This window comes from Citrobacter sp. KTE151, from assembly GCF_000398845.1.
GTDB lineage: Bacteria > Pseudomonadota > Gammaproteobacteria > Enterobacterales > Enterobacteriaceae > Citrobacter > Citrobacter braakii.
The window spans coordinates 1-18,366 of record NZ_KB976067.1 but is presented as its reverse complement, the minus strand read 5'-3'; the positions used below and the strand labels follow the sequence as shown (position 1 = coordinate 18,366).

The 18,366-nt window shown below is 53.0% G+C and carries 14 protein-coding genes, 2 tRNA genes and 2 rRNA genes; 5 read left to right on the top strand and 13 right to left on the bottom strand.

From position 1 onward, the window contains the following. Window positions 1-39 precede the first annotated feature (39 nt). The gene (rep, locus tag WC7_RS01980; protein ID WP_016155105.1) at window positions 40-2,061 is read right to left on the bottom strand and encodes a DNA helicase Rep; all 2,022 of its coding nucleotides are present in this window, start codon (window positions 2,059-2,061) and stop codon (window positions 40-42) included. 145 nt (window positions 2,062-2,206) lie between these two features. Between rep and ppiC the strand changes: the two genes are divergently transcribed. Continuing rightward, entirely contained in the window at window positions 2,207-2,488 is a 282-nt protein-coding gene (gene ppiC, locus WC7_RS01985; protein ID WP_016155104.1) for a peptidylprolyl isomerase PpiC, read from the top strand. Between the two features lie 54 nt (window positions 2,489-2,542). On the opposite strand, the gene ilvC is transcribed toward ppiC, so the two are convergent. Next, entirely contained in the window at window positions 2,543-4,018 is a 1,476-nt protein-coding gene (gene ilvC / locus WC7_RS01990) for a ketol-acid reductoisomerase (RefSeq protein WP_016155103.1), read from the bottom strand. Between the two features lie 152 nt (window positions 4,019-4,170). On the opposite strand from ilvC, the gene ilvY reads away from it, so the two are divergent. Together ilvY and fabV are read left to right on the top strand one after the other, a co-directional pair. Then, window positions 4,171-5,073 (top strand): HTH-type transcriptional activator IlvY, encoded by a 903-nt coding sequence (ilvY, locus tag WC7_RS01995; protein ID WP_016155102.1) that lies wholly within the window; start codon window positions 4,171-4,173, stop codon window positions 5,071-5,073. A 175-nt stretch (window positions 5,074-5,248) separates the two neighbouring features. Then, window positions 5,249-6,442 carry an enoyl-ACP reductase FabV gene (gene fabV / locus WC7_RS02000; protein WP_016155101.1) on the top strand — a complete coding sequence of 398 codons (1,194 nt, stop codon included), beginning with the start codon at window positions 5,249-5,251 and terminating at the stop codon, window positions 6,440-6,442. Between the two features lie 63 nt (window positions 6,443-6,505). On the opposite strand, the gene ilvA is transcribed toward fabV, so the two are convergent. The 6 genes from ilvA to ilvL form a co-directional block, all read right to left on the bottom strand. Continuing rightward, window positions 6,506-8,050, bottom strand: coding sequence for a threonine ammonia-lyase, biosynthetic (gene ilvA, locus WC7_RS02005; protein WP_016155100.1), 1,545 nt, complete (start codon window positions 8,048-8,050; stop codon window positions 6,506-6,508). A gap of 5 nt (window positions 8,051-8,055) precedes the next feature. Continuing rightward, window positions 8,056-9,906, bottom strand: a complete 1,851-nt coding sequence (ilvD, locus tag WC7_RS02010; protein ID WP_016155099.1) for a dihydroxy-acid dehydratase — start codon at window positions 9,904-9,906, stop codon at window positions 8,056-8,058. Window positions 9,907-10,063: 157 nt separating this feature from the next. Then, window positions 10,064-10,993, bottom strand: coding sequence for a branched-chain amino acid transaminase (locus WC7_RS02015; protein WP_003829030.1), 930 nt, complete (start codon window positions 10,991-10,993; stop codon window positions 10,064-10,066). A 17-nt stretch (window positions 10,994-11,010) separates the two neighbouring features. Further along, complete coding sequence (gene ilvM, locus WC7_RS02020) at window positions 11,011-11,274, bottom strand: acetolactate synthase 2 small subunit (protein WP_003018017.1); 264 nt, start codon at window positions 11,272-11,274, stop codon at window positions 11,011-11,013. Next, the gene (ilvG, locus tag WC7_RS02025) at window positions 11,271-12,917 is read right to left on the bottom strand and encodes an acetolactate synthase 2 catalytic subunit (RefSeq protein ID WP_016155098.1); all 1,647 of its coding nucleotides are present in this window, start codon (window positions 12,915-12,917) and stop codon (window positions 11,271-11,273) included. The genes ilvM and ilvG overlap by 4 nt, the downstream gene beginning before the upstream one ends. Window positions 12,918-13,056: 139 nt before the next feature. Next, window positions 13,057-13,155: an ilv operon leader peptide gene (gene ilvL, locus WC7_RS26165; protein ID WP_001311244.1), complete on the bottom strand. Its 99-nt coding sequence runs from the start codon at window positions 13,153-13,155 to the stop codon at window positions 13,057-13,059. Between the two features lie 353 nt (window positions 13,156-13,508). On the opposite strand from ilvL, the gene WC7_RS02030 reads away from it, so the two are divergent. Continuing rightward, a complete protein-coding gene (locus WC7_RS02030) occupies window positions 13,509-15,029 on the top strand; it encodes a YifB family Mg chelatase-like AAA ATPase (RefSeq protein WP_016155097.1) in 1,521 nt (506 codons plus the stop codon). Window positions 15,030-15,054: 25 nt separating this feature from the next. Here the strand turns inward: WC7_RS02030 and maoP are convergent, their stop codons facing one another. After that, window positions 15,055-15,393: a macrodomain Ori organization protein MaoP gene (maoP, locus tag WC7_RS02035; RefSeq protein ID WP_003018025.1), complete on the bottom strand. Its 339-nt coding sequence runs from the start codon at window positions 15,391-15,393 to the stop codon at window positions 15,055-15,057. Window positions 15,394-15,499: 106 nt separating this feature from the next. Between maoP and hdfR the strand changes: the two genes are divergently transcribed. Then, window positions 15,500-16,345 (top strand): HTH-type transcriptional regulator HdfR, encoded by an 846-nt coding sequence (gene hdfR / locus WC7_RS02040; protein WP_085951100.1) that lies wholly within the window; start codon window positions 15,500-15,502, stop codon window positions 16,343-16,345. A 100-nt stretch (window positions 16,346-16,445) separates the two neighbouring features. Here hdfR and WC7_RS02045 read toward each other — a convergent pair. The 4 genes from WC7_RS02045 to WC7_RS02060 all read right to left on the bottom strand — a co-directional run. Then, window positions 16,446-16,521 (bottom strand) — tRNA-Trp (locus WC7_RS02045). A gap of 52 nt (window positions 16,522-16,573) precedes the next feature. Then, window positions 16,574-16,650 (bottom strand) — tRNA-Asp (locus WC7_RS02050). A 55-nt stretch (window positions 16,651-16,705) separates the two neighbouring features. Continuing rightward, a 5S ribosomal RNA gene (gene rrf / locus WC7_RS02055) occupies window positions 16,706-16,821 on the bottom strand. Window positions 16,822-16,917: 96 nt separating this feature from the next. Continuing rightward, window positions 16,918-18,366: ribosomal RNA gene (locus WC7_RS02060) — 23S ribosomal RNA — on the bottom strand; the annotation flags it as partial.

Genomic DNA, 18,366 nt, shown 5'->3' with positions numbered 1-18,366 from the left:
TGCCGGATAGCGCTTACGCTTATCCGGCCTACAAAAGACCTATTTCTCTTTGGCTTTCGCCATCATTGCCCGAATGTTAGCAATGCTGGCCTGCCCTTTTTGCATCCGCTCCTCGGCACTCACCACTTTACGCTCCTGTTCCCAGATAACGTCATCTTGTGGTAGTTCCAACAGGAAACGGCTCGGTTCAGGTCGTACCAGTTCACCGTACTGACGGCGCTCTTTACACAGCGTGAAGATAAGTTCTTTCTGCGCACGCGTAATCCCGACGTAAGCCAGACGACGCTCTTCGTCGATGTTATCTTCATCAATGCTGCTCTGGTGCGGCAAAAATCCTTCTTCCATTCCCACCATAAATACGTACGGGAACTCCAGTCCTTTTGAAGCATGCAGCGTCATCAACTGCACCTGATCCAACTCTTCTTCGCTCTCTCCGCGCTCCATCATGTCGCGCAGGGTAAAGCGGGTAACGACCTGAGTCAGGGTCATTGGCTCTTCCAGCTCACTACCTTCCAGCATCTCCGTCATCCAGCTGAACAGCGTGTTGACGTTTTTCATACGCATTTCGGCCGCTTTCGGGCTCGGCGAGGTTTCATACAGCCAGGATTCGTAATCAATGCCGTGGATCAGATCGCGTACGGCGGCAACCGGCTCGCGCTCCGCCAGACGTTGAATGTCACCCAGCCAGTGCGTAAAGCGGGTCAGAGAATCATATCCACGCCCGGTTAGCGTCTGGCTAAGTCCCATATCAAAGCTAGCGGTAAACAGGCTTTTATTACGCGTCATCGCCCATTCCCCCAACTTTTGCAGCGTGGCCGGACCGATTTCACGCTTAGGCGTATTTACGATGCGCAAAAATGCACTGTCATCATCCGGGTTGCTGAGCACGCGCAGATAGGCCAGCAAATCTTTAATCTCTGGACGCGAGAAGAACGACGTCCCGCCGGAAATTTTGTATGGGATGCGGTTCTGCATCAGAAACTTTTCGAACACTCGCGACTGATGATTACCGCGATACAGGATGGCGTAGTCTTTATACTGCGTCTTGTTCACAAAGTGATGGGCAATCAGTTCCCCGGTCACGCGTTCCGCTTCGTGCTCTTCATTATTCGCACTCAACACCTTCAGCTCAGCGCCGTAGCCCAGCTCAGAAAAGAGCCGTTTTTCAAAGACGTGCGGGTTGTTAGCAATAAGGATGTTCGCCGCCTTCAGGATACGCCCTGATGAGCGATAGTTTTGCTCCAGCTTCACCACCTGCAGCGCCGGAAAATCTTTGCTTAACAGTACCAGGTTCTGCGGACGTGCACCGCGCCAGGAGTAGATCGACTGATCGTCATCACCCACGACGGTAAAGCGCGCGCGTTTCCCCACCAGCAACTTCACCAACTCGTACTGGCTGGTGTTGGTATCCTGATATTCATCCACCAGCAGGTAGCGGATTCGGTTTTGCCAACGCTCACGTACTTCTTCATTGCGCTGCAACAGCAGCGTGGGGAGCAGGATCAGATCGTCAAAATCAAGGACGTTACACGCCTTCATATGCGCGTCATACAGACCATAGCAGTGGGCAAAAATACGATCGCGTTCACCCTTTGCAGTAGCTGCCGCCTGCGCTGGGGTCATCAGATCGTTTTTCCAGTTAGAGATCGTTGAAATCAATTGTTGAAGGATAAGCTTATCGTCTTCAATTAGCCCTTCGGTCAATTCCTTAAGCAGGGCCACCTGGTCAGTATCATCAAACAACGAGAAGTTCGACTTCATCCCTAGCGCGGCGTATTCACGCTTAATGACATCCAGTCCCAGAGTGTGGAAAGTAGAGATCATCAACCCGCGCGCTTCTTTACGACCCAACGTTTGCGCCACACGTTCTTTCATCTCGCGCGCAGCCTTATTGGTAAAGGTTACTGCCGCAATATGCCGTGCCTGATAGCCACATTCACGGATCAGATGTGCGATTTTGTTAGTGATAACACGCGTCTTACCGGAACCCGCTCCCGCCAGCACCAGGCAAGGTCCGGTGACGAATTCGACGGCTTGTTGTTGTCCGGGGTTCAAACGCATAGAGGATTGCTCAATCTGTAAACACGGGGATGTGGATTGTAGCAGAAAGTGACGCCAGGGGGATCGGTCATAGCCCATCGTCGAAGACCATGGATTACATGCTACTATTGCGCCCTGATTTATCACTCAACTCAGAGCGCAAACCATGGCAAAAACAGCATCAGCAGTGCATATCCTTGTTAAAGAAGAGAAACTGGCTCTCGATCTTCTGGAACAAATCAAAAATGGCGCCGATTTTGGTAAACTGGCGAAGAAACACTCTATCTGCCCGTCGGGCAAACGCGGCGGCGATTTAGGCGAATTCCGTCAGGGCCAGATGGTTCCGGCGTTTGATAAAGTGGTGTTCTCCTGCCCGGTGCTGGAGCCAACCGGCCCACTGCACACTCAGTTCGGTTACCACATCATTAAAGTGCTGTACCGTAACTAATAAAAAGCCCGGTGTGTTCAACCACCGGGCTTTTTTTTGCCGAAAGGCGGCCTCTTAGCCAGCTACAGCAATACGTTTCATATCCGTCATATAGCCACGCAGTTTCTGGCCAACTTTCTCGATAGCATGGCCGCGAATAGCATCGTTTACGTCGCGCAGCTGCGCGTTGTCTACCGCACCTTCGGCAATCGCTTTGCCCAGATCTCCGGTTTGCAGGGTGATCATGAACTCTTTCAGCAGCGGTACGCACGCGTAAGAGAACAGGTAGTTACCGTATTCTGCGGTATCGGAAATGACTACGTTCATTTCGTACAGACGCTTACGGGCGATGGTGTTTGCGATTAGCGGCAGTTCGTGCAGTGATTCGTAGTAAGCAGACTCTTCGATGATGCCGGAATCCACCATGGTTTCAAACGCCAGCTCAACGCCAGCCTTCACCATCGCGATCATCAGCACGCCTTTATCGAAGTACTCCTGCTCGCCAATTTTACCTTCAAACTGCGGCGCGGTTTCGAACGCGGTTTTGCCGGTCTCTTCACGCCAGGTCAGCAGTTTCTTATCGTCGTTGGCCCAGTCAGCCATCATGCCTGAAGAGAATTCGCCGGAGATGATGTCATCCATGTGTTTCTGGAACAGCGGCGCCATGATCTCTTTCAGCTGTTCGGACAGCGCATAAGCACGCAGTTTCGCTGGGTTAGACAGACGATCCATCATCAGGGTGATACCGCCCTGCTTCAGCGCTTCGGTGATGGTTTCCCAGCCAAACTGAATCAGTTTTTCGGCGTAAGCCGGGTCAGTACCCTCTTCCACCAGCTTGTCGAAGCACAGCAGAGAGCCAGCCTGCAGCATACCGCACAGGATTGTCTGCTCGCCCATCAGGTCAGATTTCACTTCCGCAACGAAGGACGATTCCAGCACGCCTGCACGGTGACCGCCAGTGGCCGCAGCCCATGCTTTGGCAATCGCCATGCCTTCGCCTTTCGGATCGTTTTCCGGGTGAACGGCGATCAGGGTTGGAACACCAAAACCACGTTTGTACTCTTCACGCACTTCGGTACCCGGACACTTCGGCGCAACCATCACCACAGTGATATCTTTACGGATCTGCTCGCCCACTTCGACGATGTTGAAACCGTGGGAGTAGCCCAGCGCCGCGCCATCTTTCATCAGCGGCTGTACGGAACGTACAACGTCGGAGTGCTGTTTGTCCGGGGTCAGGTTAACCACCAGATCCGCCTGCGGGATCAGCTCTTCGTAGGTACCTACTTTGAAGCCATTTTCGGTCGCTTTGCGCCAGGAAGCGCGCTTCTCAGCAATCGCTTCTTTACGCAGGGCGTAGGAGATATCCAGACCGGAGTCGCGCATGTTCAGGCCTTGGTTCAGCCCCTGAGCGCCGCACCCGACGATGACCACTTTTTTACCCTGAAGGTAGCTTGCGCCATCGGCGAATTCGTCGCGCCCCATAAAGCGACATTTGCCCAGCTGCGCCAGCTGCTGGCGCAGGTTCAGTGTATTAAAGTAGTTAGCCATGGTGATACCTCGTGATGTTGTACTGTCTTATTGTTCGGTTCGCGTTTCAGCGAGAATGAACCCACATTACAACAGGAAATTTATTGCGGAAATTGATATATTCACAACATCACATTGCAATATCTGCAACGTAGAAAATCGGAGGCTCGTCCGTGGATTTACGCGATCTGAAAATGTTCCTGCATCTGGCGGAAAGCCGCCACTTTGGCCGCAGTGCGCGGGCGATGCACGTCAGCCCCTCCACACTCTCACGCCAGATCCAACGGCTGGAAGAAGATCTCGGCCAGGCGCTGTTTGTGCGCGATAACCGTACGGTCACGCTGACCGAAGCAGGCGAAGAGCTGCGAGTGTTTGCCCAGCAGACGCTGTTGCAGTATCAACAATTGCGCCACACCCTCGATCAGCAGGGACCGTCGTTGTCGGGCGAGCTGCATATCTTCTGCTCGGTTACCGCCGCCTACAGCCACCTGCCGCCAATTCTCGACCGCTTTCGCGCCGAGCACCCCTCGGTTGAAATTAAGCTCACCACCGGCGATGCCGCTGACGCAATGGACAAAGTGGTCACCGGAGAGGCCGATCTGGCAATAGCAGGTAAGCCGGAGACGCTGCCCGGCGCAGTAGCATTCTCGATGCTGGAGAATTTAACGGTAGTGTTGATCGCACCAGCATTGCCTTGCCCGGTACGGAACCAAGTTTCGGTCGATAAGCCGGACTGGTCGACGGTGCCGTTTATCATGGCCGACCAGGGGCCGGTACGCCGCCGCATCGAGTTGTGGTTCCGCCGTCACAAAATCAGCAACCCATCGATTTACGCCACCGTGGGGGGGCACGAAGCGATGGTCTCGATGGTGGCGCTGGGTTGCGGCGTGGCGCTGCTGCCGGAAGTGGTGCTGGAAAACAGCCCGGAGCCGGTACGTAATCGCGTGATGATTTTAGAACGCAGCGACGAAAAAACGCCGTTCGAGCTGGGCGTCTGCGCGCCGAAAAAACGGCTGCATGAGCCGCTCATAGACGCGTTCTGGAAGATTGTTCTGGAGCGTAAATCCGCCGAGTAGCGCCAGCATCAGGCCTAAAATCAGTGGTAGATTCAGTATTGGCGCTCCTTTTCTGTATAATGTCCCGTGCCATAATAGATGTGGGGGGCTTGTTAACCATCACGTTTAGCAAGCCAGAACAGACGGTGTCATTGCGCACTTGACAGCGAAAATACAAACTTAATTAGCCATCATTATGATAATCAAACCAAAAATTCGTGGATTCATCTGTACAACGACCCATCCGACTGGCTGCAAAGTCAATGTGGAAAAACAGATCGATTATGTGAAGAAAAACGGGAAAATCGCTAACGGCCCTTCCCGCGTGCTGGTCATCGGTGCTTCCACCGGTTACGGCCTTGCTTCCAGAATTTCCGCCGCGTTTGGCAGCGGAGCCGCCACTATCGGCGTATTTTTCGAAAAACCAGGCACGGAAACCAAGCCAGGTTCCGCGGGCTGGTATAACTCTGCAGCCTTCGATGAGGCCGCAAAACGTGAAGGTCTGTATTCCAAAAGCATCAACGGCGACGCGTTCTCCGACGAGTGTCGCGACGAAGTTATCAAACTGATCAAAGAAGACCTGGGTCAGATTGACCTGGTGGTTTACTCACTGGCATCTCCGGTACGTAAAATGCCGAAAACCGGTGAAATCGTCCGTTCTGCGCTGAAGCCAATCGGTGAGGTTTATACCTCTAAAGCGATCGATACCAACAAAGATCAGATCATAACCGCCAGCATTGAGCCGGCAACCGAAGAAGAAGTTCAGAACACCGTCACCGTTATGGGCGGCGAAGACTGGGAACTGTGGATGGGCGCGCTGAGCGAAGCAGGCGTGCTGGCTGACGGCGTGAAAACCGTTGCCTACTCCTACATCGGTACTGACCTGACCTGGCCAATCTACTGGCACGGCGCGCTGGGCAAAGCAAAAGAAGATCTCGACCGCGCGGCAGGCGCGCTGCGTAATCAACTGGCTCCGCTGAACGGTTCCGCTAACGTTGCTGTACTGAAATCCGTTATCACGCAGGCCTCTTCTGCTATTCCGGTGATGCCGCTGTACATCTCCATGGTCTTCAAGCTGATGAAAGAACAGGGCATTCATGAAGGCTGCATCGAGCAGATCAACCGTCTGATGACCACCAGCCTGTACGGCGATAAAGTGGCGCTTGATGACAACCAGCGTATCCGTATGGATGACTGGGAACTGCGTGAAGACATTCAGCAGGCATGCCGCGATCTGTGGCCGCTGATCACTACCGAAAACCTGGCGCAAAAAACGGACTATGCAGGATATAAGCAGGAATTCCTGAATCTGTTCGGTTTTGGTCTCGACGAAGTGGATTACGATGCGGATGTAAACACCGAAGTCGAATTCGAAGTCATCACGCTGTAATCTGCTGATACAGTTGCAAAAAGGGTTCATGTTTTTACATGAACCCTTTTTTAATGGCTGCCGCTAACCCGCCAGGAAGAACCTGAACGCCGGGTTATGCGTTTCATCATGACAGTCATAACCCAGTTCGTTCAGTCGCGTTTCGAAATCAGGCTCGTGCTCGCCCAACTCAAACGCCGCCAGTACGCGACCATAATCGGTTCCGTGGCTACGATAGTGGAACAACGAAATATTCCAGTGCGTCCCCAGGGTATGCAGGAATTTGAGCAACGCCCCCGGAGATTCCGGGAATTCGAAGCTGTACAGCCGCTCCTGCAAGGGTTTCGACGGGCGCCCACCGACCATGTAGCGCACGTGCAGCTTCGCCATTTCGTCGTCGGACAAATCCACTACGCTGTAGCCGCCCTCATTAAGCAACTGGAGGATTTCCTTACGCTCTTCCAGCCCACGGCTCAGACGGACGCCAACAAAAATACAGGCGTCTTTCGCATCAGCAAATCGGTAGTTAAACTCGGTAACCGAGCGTCCTCCCAACAGCTGGCAAAACTTCAGGAAGCTGCCCTTTTCTTCCGGAATAGTTACTGCCAGCAACGCTTCGCGCTGTTCGCCCAGCTCGCAACGTTCGGAAACATAGCGCAGGCCATGGAAGTTAACGTTAGCGCCGGAAAGGATATGCGCCAGACGTTCGCCACGAATGTTGTGCTGGGCAATGTACTTTTTCATCCCCGCCAGCGCCAGCGCACCGGATGGTTCCGCCACCGCGCGCACATCCTCGAACAAATCTTTCATTGCCGCGCAGATAGCGTCGCTATCGACAGTGATGATGTCGTCGAGATACTCCTGGCACAAACGGAAGGTTTCGTCGCCGATACGTTTCACCGCCACGCCTTCAGCAAAGAGGCCAACACGCGGAAGATCGACCGGTTGACCGGCATCCAGCGCCGCTTTCAGGCAGGCAGAGTCTTCAGCTTCAACGGCAATCACTTTGATCTGCGGCATCAGCTGTTTGATCAGCACCGCCACGCCTGCCGCTAATCCGCCACCACCCACCGGCACGAATACACGATCAAGGTGGGCATCCTGCTGCAATAACTCCAGTGCCAGCGTGCCCTGCCCGGCAATCACCATCGGATGGTCGAACGGAGGAACCCAAGTAAAACCCTGCTGCTGCGACAGCTCAATCGCTTTGGCTTTGGCTTCATCAAAATTCGCGCCGTGTAACAGTACTTCACCACCGAAACCGCGAACGGCATCGACTTTGATATCGGCGGTAGACGTAGGCATGACAATCAGCGCCTTCACGCCTAATCGCGCAGAAGAGAAAGCTACCCCCTGAGCATGATTACCTGCCGATGCGGTGATTACGCCATGCGCTTTTTGCTCTTCGGTCAGACCGGCCATCATGGCATAGGCACCGCGCAGCTTGAAGCTGTGAACGGGTTGACGGTCTTCGCGCTTCACCAGAATCACGTTATCGAGGCGCGAAGAGAGTTTTTCCATTTTTTGTAGCGGTGTGACCTGCGCCGCTTCGTATACCGGCGCACGCAGCACTGCTCTGAGATACTCGGCGCCTTCTGGAGCGCCGGAGAGGGGTTGAGAATCCGCCATGGTCATTATCCCCCTAGTTTCGACTTATCGCGCACCGCACCTTTGTCGGCGCTGGTTGCCAGGCTGGCGTAAGCGCGCAGCGCAAAGGAGACCTGACGCTGACGAACTTTTGGCGTCCAGGCTTTGTCACCACGAGCTTCTTGCGCTTCACGGCGCGCAGCGATTTCCGCATCGCTCAGTTGCAGTTGAATGCCACGATTCGGGATATCGATAGCAATCATGTCGCCATCTTCGATAATTGCGATATTACCGCCGCTGGCCGCTTCAGGAGAAACGTGACCAATGGAAAGCCCTGAAGTACCGCCGGAGAAACGACCGTCAGTAATCAGCGCGCAGGCCTTACCGAGACCCATCGATTTCAGGAAGGTGGTTGGGTAGAGCATTTCCTGCATGCCTGGCCCGCCCTTCGGCCCTTCGTAGCGAATCACCACCACGTCGCCGGCAACCACTTTACCGCCGAGGATAGCTTCAACCGCATCGTCCTGGCTTTCATACACTTTTGCCGGGCCGGTGAATTTCAGGATGCTGTCATCCACACCAGCGGTTTTTACGATACAGCCGTTTTCCGCGAAGTTACCGTACAGGACTGCCAGGCCGCCGTCTTTGCTGTAAGCATGTTCCAACGAGCGAATGCAACCTTCTGCGCGGTCATCATCCAGGGTGTCCCAACGACAATCCTGCGAGAACGCCTGGGTGGTACGGATGCCAGCCGGACCTGCGCGGAACATTTTTTTCACCGCGTCGTCTTTGGTCAGCATGACGTCATAACTATCGAGCGTTTGCGGCAGAGTCAGCCCCAGCACGTTTTTCACGTCACGGTTCAGTAGACCGGCGCGATCCAGCTCGCCTAAAATGCCCAGTACGCCGCCCGCGCGGTGCACGTCTTCCATATGGTATTTCTGCGTACTCGGCGCAACTTTACACAGTTGCGGGACTTTGCGGGACAACTTATCAATATCACTCATGGTGAAGTCGATTTCCGCTTCCTGCGCGGCCGCCAGCAGGTGCAGAACGGTGTTGGTGGAGCCGCCCATCGCGATATCCAGCGTCATGGCGTTCTCAAACGCCGCCTTGCTGGCAATGTTGCGCGGCAGGGCTGAAGCGTCATCCTGCTCGTAGTAGCGTTTGGTCAGCTCAACGATGCGTTTACCTGCGTTGAGGAACAGCTCTTTACGGTCGGCATGAGTCGCCAACAGCGAACCGTTACCCGGCTGCGACAGACCCAGCGCTTCGGTCAGACAGTTCATCGAGTTGGCGGTGAACATCCCGGAGCACGAGCCGCAGGTCGGACAGGCCGAACGTTCAACCTGCTCGCTCTGCGAGTCGGAGACTTTCGGGTCTGCCCCCTGAATCATCGCATCAACCAGATCAAGCTTGATGATTTGGTCAGAGAGCTTGGTTTTCCCGGCTTCCATTGGGCCGCCGGAAACAAAGATCACCGGAATATTCAGCCGCAGAGAGGCCATTAACATCCCGGGGGTGATTTTATCGCAGTTAGAGATGCAGACCATCGCATCGGCGCAGTGGGCGTTAACCATATATTCCACTGAATCGGCGATCAGCTCACGCGACGGCAGTGAATAAAGCATGCCGCCATGACCCATGGCGATACCATCATCCACGGCGATGGTGTTGAACTCTTTCGCCACGCCGCCTGAGGCTTCGATTTGTTCGGCAACCAGCTTACCGAGATCGCGCAGGTGGACGTGGCCCGGCACAAACTGGGTAAAGGAGTTCACCACAGCGATAATCGGTTTACCGAAGTCATCATCGGTCATCCCGGTGGCGCGCCACAGTGCGCGGGCACCCGCCATATTGCGGCCGTGGGTGGTGGTAGCAGAACGATACTTAGGCATGCTTGATTAACTCCCGTCTGTCTTTCCCCTGCATATTTCACGCCGCAGCTGAGGGCTGCCTCGCTCCCCCCAGTCACCTACTAAAGTAAGCTCCTGGGGACTCGCTGCGTTGCCGTCTTCCTGCAACGTGAACTATTTTGGGGAAATATTAATTTTGTTATTGGTTTACTGAATCCAACCAGCCGTATTTATCTTCCGTTTCACCGGTGAAGAGGCCAAAGAAGGCCTGCTGGATGCGTTTGGTGACCGGACCGCAGCGGCCTTCGCCCACCTGAATACCATCGACGCTGCGTACTGGGGTGATTTCGGCCGCGGTACCGGACATGAACACTTCGTCGGCCAGGTACAGCGATTCACGAGACAGCACCTGCTCACGCACTTCGATATCGAGATCTTTCGCCAGCTTAATGATCGCGTCACGGGTGATACCCGGCAGCGCGGAAGAGGTAAACGGCGGGGTAAACAGAATGCCGTCTTTTACTTCAAACAGGTTTTCGCCCGCGCCTTCGGAGATGTAGCCATTCACATCCAGCGCAATGCCTTCCTGGTAGCCATGACGACGCGCTTCACTACCCACCAGCAGCGAAGACAGGTAGTTACCACCTGCTTTAGCAGCGGTAGGAATCGTGTTCGGCGCAACGCGGTTCCAGGAAGAAACCATCGCGTCGATCCCCTGCTCCAGCGCTTCAGCACCGAGGTAAGCCCCCCATGGGAACGCGGCGATTATCACATCAGTGGTGTATCCCGCAGGCGGGTTAACGCCCATCCCTACGTCACCAACAAACACCAGCGGACGGATATAGGCGCTGGTCAGGTTGTTTTTACGAATCACCTCACGGCAAGCTTCCATCAGCTCATCAACGCTCTGAGAAACGGGAAAACGATAGATCTTGGCTGAATCACGCAGACGCTGCATATGTTCGCGATGACGGAACACTACCGGCCCTTTGTGAGAATCGTAGCAACGGATCCCTTCAAATACAGAAGTACCGTAGTGCAGTGCGTGGGACATCACGTGGACCTTCGCGTCTTCCCAACGAATCATCTCGCCATTAGACCAAATGTAATCAGCTTTTTTCGTCGTCATTTTTCTTCCTTTTGCGCTCAGGCGCGGATTTGTTGTGATGTGGTTGTGCTCTGGCAGATAGCAACATGTGCAACATCTACCAGTTTACTTAACTGACTAAACAGTAAGTCGACCGACCGGGGGCTGGCAACGGTCAATTCGATATTTATATTCTGCGCATCGCTGGCGGCTTCCATATTCATGGAGCACACCTGAAAACCACGATGACGTACCACGCGTAAAACACGTTCTAACGTTTCCGGGTTGAAACGAGCCTCAACGGCGACCTGATGTTGCATCATGATAATTTCTCCAGCATTTCTGAGTTACTGGCGCCGGGTGGCACCAGAGGCCAGACATTCTCAAGTTCGTCGATTGAGACATGAAGCAAGTATGGCCCCTCGCTGTTCAGCATGGTGTCGAGTGCCGCTTCAACCTGGTCTTTACGGGTGATGTGTTGACCAGGAATGCCGAAGGCTCTGGCCAACATGAGGAAATCGGGGTTATCGGTAAGGGTGGTTTCGCTATAACGTTCCTGGAAAAACAGCTGCTGCCATTGTCGCACCATGCCTAACCGCTGGTTGTCGAGTAAAACTATCTTCAGCGGCAACTGCTTGCGTTTTACGGTGCCCAATTCCTGTACATTCATCATGAAGGAACCGTCACCGGAGATACAGATTACAGTATCATTCGGGCGAGCAACCTGCGCGCCAACCGCTGCTGGCAGGCCAAAGCCCATCGTCCCCAGACCGCTCGACGTGATGAAATTTTCAGGGCGAGTGTAGGTCATATGCTGTGCCGACCACATCTGATGCTGGCCAACATCCGTTGTCACTACGCTATCCGCAGGTTTGCGATCGGATAACTGCTTTAACAACAGTGGCGCATAGATAGCTTCCCCCGGATGGTCGTAGCGCCAGGTATGTTCTGCGCGCAGTTCAGCGCTGTGCTGACGCCATTCGTCAATCTTCATCAATTGCTGTAATGCTGGCAGCAGAGAATTTAAATCCCCCTGCAGCGCCACGTGTGCCTGGCGCAGTTTATTCATTTCCGCTGGATCGATATCCATGTGGATTACGCTGGCGTTCGGTGCGAAGGTATTCAGCTTGCCAGTCACCCGGTCATCAAAACGTGCGCCAACCGCAATCAGTAAATCGCACTCTTGCACCGCGAAATTCGCGGCTTTAGTACCGTGCATTCCCAACATGCCCAAATAGTACGGGTAGTCAGCATTTACTGCGCCCAGACCTTTCAGCGTGCAGGCGACCGGCATTTGGGTTATCGCGATAAATTCACGCAGGGCCGGGACCGCCTGCGCCATACCTACGCCACCACCTACGTACAGGATGGGCTTTTGCGCCTGCGCCAGCATTTTACGAGCCTGCTCAACGTCAGCGTGCGGAAACGTCTCTACGTTTTCGACGGTCGTAAAATATGGCTCCAGCGAACCGCTGGCTAATTGAATGTCTTTCGGGATATCAACCAGAACCGGACCCGGACGACCGGAATTCGCCACGGCGAAAGCCTCAGCCATGATACGCGGCAGCTCTTCGAGTGACTGTACCAGGAAGCTGTGTTTGGTGCAGGACAGAGACATCCCCAGCACGTCCACTTCCTGGAACGCATCCGTTCCGATGAAAGGTGATGCCACCTGACCGGTGATCGCCACCACTGGAACAGAATCTAACAGCGCATCGGCAAGGCCCGTGATCAGGTTGGTTGCGCCAGGGCCGGAGGTAGCGATACAAACGCCGGTTTTACCGGTCGCACGGGCATAGCCAATCGCCGCCATTGCCGCACCCTGCTCGTGTCGGCACAACAGGTGCTCTACGCCGCCGTCATACAACGCATCGTAAACCGGCATAATTGCGCCACCAGGATAACCAAAGACGGTTTGAACCCCTTGTGCACGCAACGCATGTACCACCCACTGTGCCCCATTCATAGTTACATCCCCGCCGTAAATCTTGAGAAACAGAATTTTATGCTACCGTTCACTTTCTGCTCCTCGTGTATGTTTTTAAGGTCAAAAAAAACCCCCGGACCTTTCGGTGCGGGGGTCTTAGTTTGTTAAGGCTTGTTTTCTAAGCCTTTCCTCGTCCAAGTGCAGCCCCGCACGGTGGGATAATAATCACCACCACGCTAATCACGACCAGGCTAATCACTCGTAGAAGGGCTGTCATTTTTGTATTTTCTTGCATCTTGTTCGAAGGAATACCTAAAGAGTTACCATAGAATTTGCAAATGACACAAGATATTTTTTTATTCGTTTTTCTGACGTCGTTAACGGTTTAGATAAATACCGTTGTTTTTTATACAAAAAAATCAAAAATGAAAATATTTCACGCTTCAGACGATCCTCGCTAACCCGATCCCCAATACAAACACCATTCAAAAGCATTTGCGGGCGTCATTCCAGGCTTAATGCAAGCAGTTATACGTTGCGCAAAAATACGGGAATCAGCATCTAAAAACCGTAATTATATGAAATCTTGCCGCGATGTATTACGACATAATACTTTTATCAGGAGGAATTATGTCACTATCGATTGTTCACACACGCGCCGCGCTAGGCGTGAATGCGCCAGCCATTACCATCGAGGTACATATCAGCAACGGCCTGCCTGGTTTAACCATGGTGGGGCTGCCCGAAACGACGGTGAAAGAGGCTCGCGATCGGGTACGCAGTGCGATTATTAATAGCGGTTATGAATTCCCGGCAAAGAAAATAACTATAAACCTCGCTCCGGCCGATCTCCCGAAAGAAGGGGGGCGATATGATTTACCTATCGCTGTTGCGCTTCTGGCCGCTTCTGAGCAGCTTACACCCAACAATCTCGACACCTACGAGCTGGTAGGTGAATTAGCGCTTACAGGCGCGCTACGCGGCGTTCCCGGCGCGATATCAAGCGCAACCGAGGCCATTCGTGCAGGCAGGCGAATTATTGTTGCAAAAGAGAATGCCGCTGAAGTTGGACTGATACACGGCGAAGGGTGCCTGATCGCCGATCACCTGCAGACCGTATGCGCATTTCTCGAAGGTAAGCATGATTTAGACAGGCCATCATCCGCAGATTTTACGCCTAACGCATTAGCTGATGATCTGAGTGATGTTATCGGCCAGGAACAGGGTAAACGCGGGCTGGAGCTTACCGCAGCAGGCGGCCACAACCTCTTGCTCATCGGCCCGGCGGGTACGGGAAAGACTATGCTAGCCAGTCGACTCAGAGGGCTACTCCCTCCACTTAGCAACGATGAAGCGCTGGAAAGTGCCGCGATACTCAGTCTGATCCATTCCGACACGATACAAAAACAGTGGAAGCAGCGCCCTTTTCGCTCGCCACATCACAGTGCTTCATTAACCGCCATGGTCGGTGGAGGCTCTATTCCTGCGCCAGGAGAGATCTCTTTAGCGCACAACGGCATACTGTTTCTGGATGAACTACCCGAGTTTGAGCGGCGCACGCTGGATGCACTGCGCGAACCCATCGAGTCCGGGCAGATCCATCTATCCCGCACCAGAGCAAAAATAACCTATCCCGCACGCTTTCAACTCATAGCTGCGATGAATCCAAGCCCGACGGGCCATTATCAGGGGAACCATAACCGCTGTACCCCAGAACAGACGCTGCGCTACCTAAATCGATTGTCAGGTCCATTTCTTGACCGCTTCGACCTCTCCCTCGAAATTCCCTTACCGCCGCCCGGTATACTCAGCCAGAACGCGATGAAAGGGGAAAATAGCGCAACGGTGAAGCAACGTGTTATGGCAGCGCGAGAGCGTCAGTATCAGCGGCAAAATAAGTTAAACGCACATCTGGACAGTCAGGATATTCATAAATACTGCCTACTGCGTAGCGACGATGCACAGTGGCTTGAAGAAACGCTCGCGCATCTCGGATTGTCTATCCGCGCCTGGCTGCGCCTGATTAAGGTCGCTCGAACGATTGCGGATATCGAACAATGTGATCACATCTCTCGCCAGCATTTACAGGAGGCCGTTGGGTACCGAGCGATAGACAGGTTACTCATTCATCTGCAGAAACTACTGACATAAAAAAAGGGCTTTCGCCCTTTTTTTATTAATCATCAGATTCGGTGTAGTCTTCTGCGCCTTCCACCTGAGGTTTCCCACCCGATAAGGTGTGGAAGCGTTTTGGACGCTTAATACGCGTCATGTATTTAGACCACACACGTTCAGCTTCGGTAACCGGCTCACGTTCACCACGGCATACCGCAACAAACAGTTTTTCTTCTTCAGTTACCGGCTCACGCTTGCCCAGATCCAGCTCGTTGAAAGCATAACCGTGACGCTCAAGCAGTTGTGCTTCTTTAATGGTGAAATCACCATGACGGGAGAATCCGCGGGGATAATATTTATTATCGAAATATCGATTAGTCGTCGTAAAGCTTTCCGCCATCCTGCACGCTCCTAATTCTTTGGCCGAGCTATTTATGGCGCGGAGTATTAGTTACGCTTGACAGAGCGTCAAACAAAAGATTTAAATCATAACGACAAATAATTTTATGGAGCGAGTTGTGGATACGGAATTGTTAAAAACTTTCCTGGAAGTTAGCCGGACACGCCACTTTGGCAGGGCTGCTGAAGCGCTCTACCTGACCCAATCAGCGGTTAGTTTCCGGATCAGACAACTGGAAAATCAATTGGGTGTAAACCTGTTTACCCGACACAGAAACAATATCCGTTTAACCGCTGCAGGTGAAAAATTATTGCCTTACGCCGAAACGTTGATGAATACGTGGCAGGCAGCACGTAAAGAAGTCGCGAATACCTCGCGGCATAACGAGTTTTCTATCGGTGCCAGCGCATCTCTCTGGGAGTGCATGCTTAATGACTGGTTGAGGCGTTTGTATCAATCTCAGGAGCCACAATCCAGCCTGCAGTTTGAAGCGAGGATCGCTCAGCGCCAGTCGTTAGTAAAACAGCTTCATGAACGACAGCTTGATCTACTGATTACTACCGAAACACCCAAAATGGACGAATTTAGCAGCCAACTGTTGGGATATTTCACGCTGGCGCTCTATTGCAGCTCTCCGTCGCAAACCAAAGATGAGCTGAATTATTTACGCCTGGAATGGGGACCCGATTTTCAACAACACGAAGCGGGACTAATAGCGGGAGATGAAGTGCCGGTACTCACCACCAGTTCGGCAGAATTGGCCAGGCAGCAACTTTCAGTGATTAAGGGCTTTAGCTGGCTTCCCGTCAACTGGGCCAAAACCAAAAGCGATCTCCATACGGTTACCGACAGTACAACGCTTTCACGTCCTTTATATGCAGTTTGGCTGCAAAACAGCGATAAAAATGGACTAATTTGCGATCTGCTGAGAACGAATATTCTGGAAAATTAAAGAAAATATGGGCAAGGATGCCGGGAGTAAAATAGCAGGAAGGCATAAATCAAATTGCAGGTAAAAAAAAATCCTTAGCAAAAATGCTAAGGATTGTTTCTGGCAGGGGCGGAGAGACTCGAACTCGCGACACCCGGTTTTGGAGACCGGTGCTCTACCAACTGAGCTACGCCCCTAAATTTTCTTATCATTAAGCCTGCTTGGTAGCAGGCTTAATTTTCTAATAAGTGGCGGAACGGACGGGACTCGAACCCGCGACCCCCTGCGTGACAGGCAGGTATTCTAACCAACTGAACTACCGCTCCACCGAATTTCTTTGTCACTACCCGGATTATTCATCCCGGTTTACTGCAATTTGATGCCTGGCAGTTCCCTACTCTCGCATGGGGAGACCCCACACTACCATCGGCGCTACGGCGTTTCACTTCTGAGTTCGGCATGGGGTCAGGTGGGACCACCGCGCTACAGCCGCCAGGCAAATTCTGTCTATCAACACACTTTTCGCATGTCGATGTAATCTGTAATCAAGCTGAATTTCGATGTCTCTTTCGCCAAAACACCTTCGGCGTTGTAAGGTTAAGCCTCACGGTTCATTAGTATCGGTTAGCTCAACGTATCGCTACGCTTACACACCCGACCTATCAACGTCGTCGTCTTCAACGTTCCTTCAGGACCCTTAAGGGGTCAGGGAGAACTCATCTCGGGGCAAGTTTCGTGCTTAGATGCTTTCAGCACTTATCTCTTCCGCATTTAGCTACCGGGCAATGCCATTGGCATGACAACCCGAACACCAGTGATGCGTCCACTCCGGTCCTCTCGTACTAGGAGCAGCCCCCCTCAATTCTCCAGCGCCCACGGCAGATAGGGACCGAACTGTCTCACGACGTTCTAAACCCAGCTCGCGTACCACTTTAAATGGCGAACAGCCATACCCTTGGGACCTACTTCAGCCCCAGGATGTGATGAGCCGACATCGAGGTGCCAAACACCGCCGTCGATATGAACTCTTGGGCGGTATCAGCCTGTTATCCCCGGAGTACCTTTTATCCGTTGAGCGATGGCCCTTCCATTCAGAACCACCGGATCACTAAGACCTGCTTTCGCACCTGCTCGAGCCGTCACTCTCGCAGTCAAGCTAGCTTATGCCTTTGCACTAACCTCCTGATGTCCGACCAGGATTAGCTAACCTTCGTGCTCCTCCGTTACTCTTTAGGAGGAGACCGCCCCAGTCAAACTACCCACCAGACACTGTCCGCAACCCGGATTACGGGTCTACGTTAGAACACCAGCCATTAAAGGGTGGTATTTCAAGGTTGGCTCCATGCAGACTGGCGTCCACACTTCAAAGCCTCCCACCTATCCTACACATCAAGGACCAGTGTTCAGTGTCAAGCTATAGTAAAGGTTCACGGGGTCTTTCCGTCTTGCCGCGGGTACACTGCATCTTCACAGCGAGTTCAATTTCACTGAGTCTCGGGTGGAGACAGCCTGGCCATCATTACGCCATTCGTGCAGGTCGGAACTTACCCGACAAGGAATTTCGCTACCTTAGGACCGTTATAGTTACGGCCGCCGTTTACCGGGGCTTCGATCAAGAGCTTCTCCTTACGGATAACCCCATCAATTAACCTTCCGGCACCGGGCAGGCGTCACACCGTATACGTCCACTTTCGTGTTTGCACAGTGCTGTGTTTTTAATAAACAGTTGCAGCCAGCTGGTATCTTCGACTGATTTCAGCTCCATGAGTAAATCACTTCACCTACATATCAGCGTGCCTTCTCCCGAAGTTACGGCACCATTTTGCCTAGTTCCTTCACCCGAGTTCTCTCAAGCGCCTTGGTATTCTCTACCTGACCACCTGTGTCGGTTTGGGGTACGATTTCGTGTTACCTGATGCTTAGAGGCTTTTCCTGGAAGCAGGGCATTTGTTACTTCAGCACCGTAGTGCCTCGTCATCACACCTCAGCGTTAACAAGACTCCGGATTTACCTGGAATCTCCGCCTACATGCTTAAACCGGG

What these genes read in the sequence shown, in the direction of transcription:
- ilvC (WP_016155103.1), bottom strand. Translation starts at nt 4,018, where the DNA reads ATGGCTAACTACTTTAATACACTGAACCTGCGCCAGCAGCTGGCGCAG.
- WC7_RS02015 (WP_003829030.1), bottom strand. Translation starts at nt 10,993, where the DNA reads ATGACGACGAAAAAAGCTGATTACATTTGGTCTAATGGCGAGATGATT.
- fabV (WP_016155101.1), top strand. Translation starts at nt 5,249, where the DNA reads ATGATAATCAAACCAAAAATTCGTGGATTCATCTGTACAACGACCCAT.
- ilvM (WP_003018017.1), bottom strand. Translation starts at nt 11,274, where the DNA reads ATGATGCAACATCAGGTCGCCGTTGAGGCTCGTTTCAACCCGGAAACG.
- ilvD (WP_016155099.1), bottom strand. Translation starts at nt 9,906, where the DNA reads ATGCCTAAGTATCGTTCTGCTACCACCACCCACGGCCGCAATATGGCG.
- rep (WP_016155105.1), bottom strand. Translation starts at nt 2,061, where the DNA reads ATGCGTTTGAACCCCGGACAACAACAAGCCGTCGAATTCGTCACCGGA.
- maoP (WP_003018025.1), bottom strand. Translation starts at nt 15,393, where the DNA reads ATGGCGGAAAGCTTTACGACGACTAATCGATATTTCGATAATAAATAT.
- ppiC (WP_016155104.1), top strand. Translation starts at nt 2,207, where the DNA reads ATGGCAAAAACAGCATCAGCAGTGCATATCCTTGTTAAAGAAGAGAAA.
- hdfR (WP_085951100.1), top strand. Translation starts at nt 15,500, where the DNA reads ATGGAGCGAGTTGTGGATACGGAATTGTTAAAAACTTTCCTGGAAGTT.
- ilvL (WP_001311244.1), bottom strand. Translation starts at nt 13,155, where the DNA reads ATGACAGCCCTTCTACGAGTGATTAGCCTGGTCGTGATTAGCGTGGTG.
- ilvG (WP_016155098.1), bottom strand. Translation starts at nt 12,917, where the DNA reads ATGAATGGGGCACAGTGGGTGGTACATGCGTTGCGTGCACAAGGGGTT.
- ilvA (WP_016155100.1), bottom strand. Translation starts at nt 8,050, where the DNA reads ATGGCGGATTCTCAACCCCTCTCCGGCGCTCCAGAAGGCGCCGAGTAT.
- WC7_RS02030 (WP_016155097.1), top strand. Translation starts at nt 13,509, where the DNA reads ATGTCACTATCGATTGTTCACACACGCGCCGCGCTAGGCGTGAATGCG.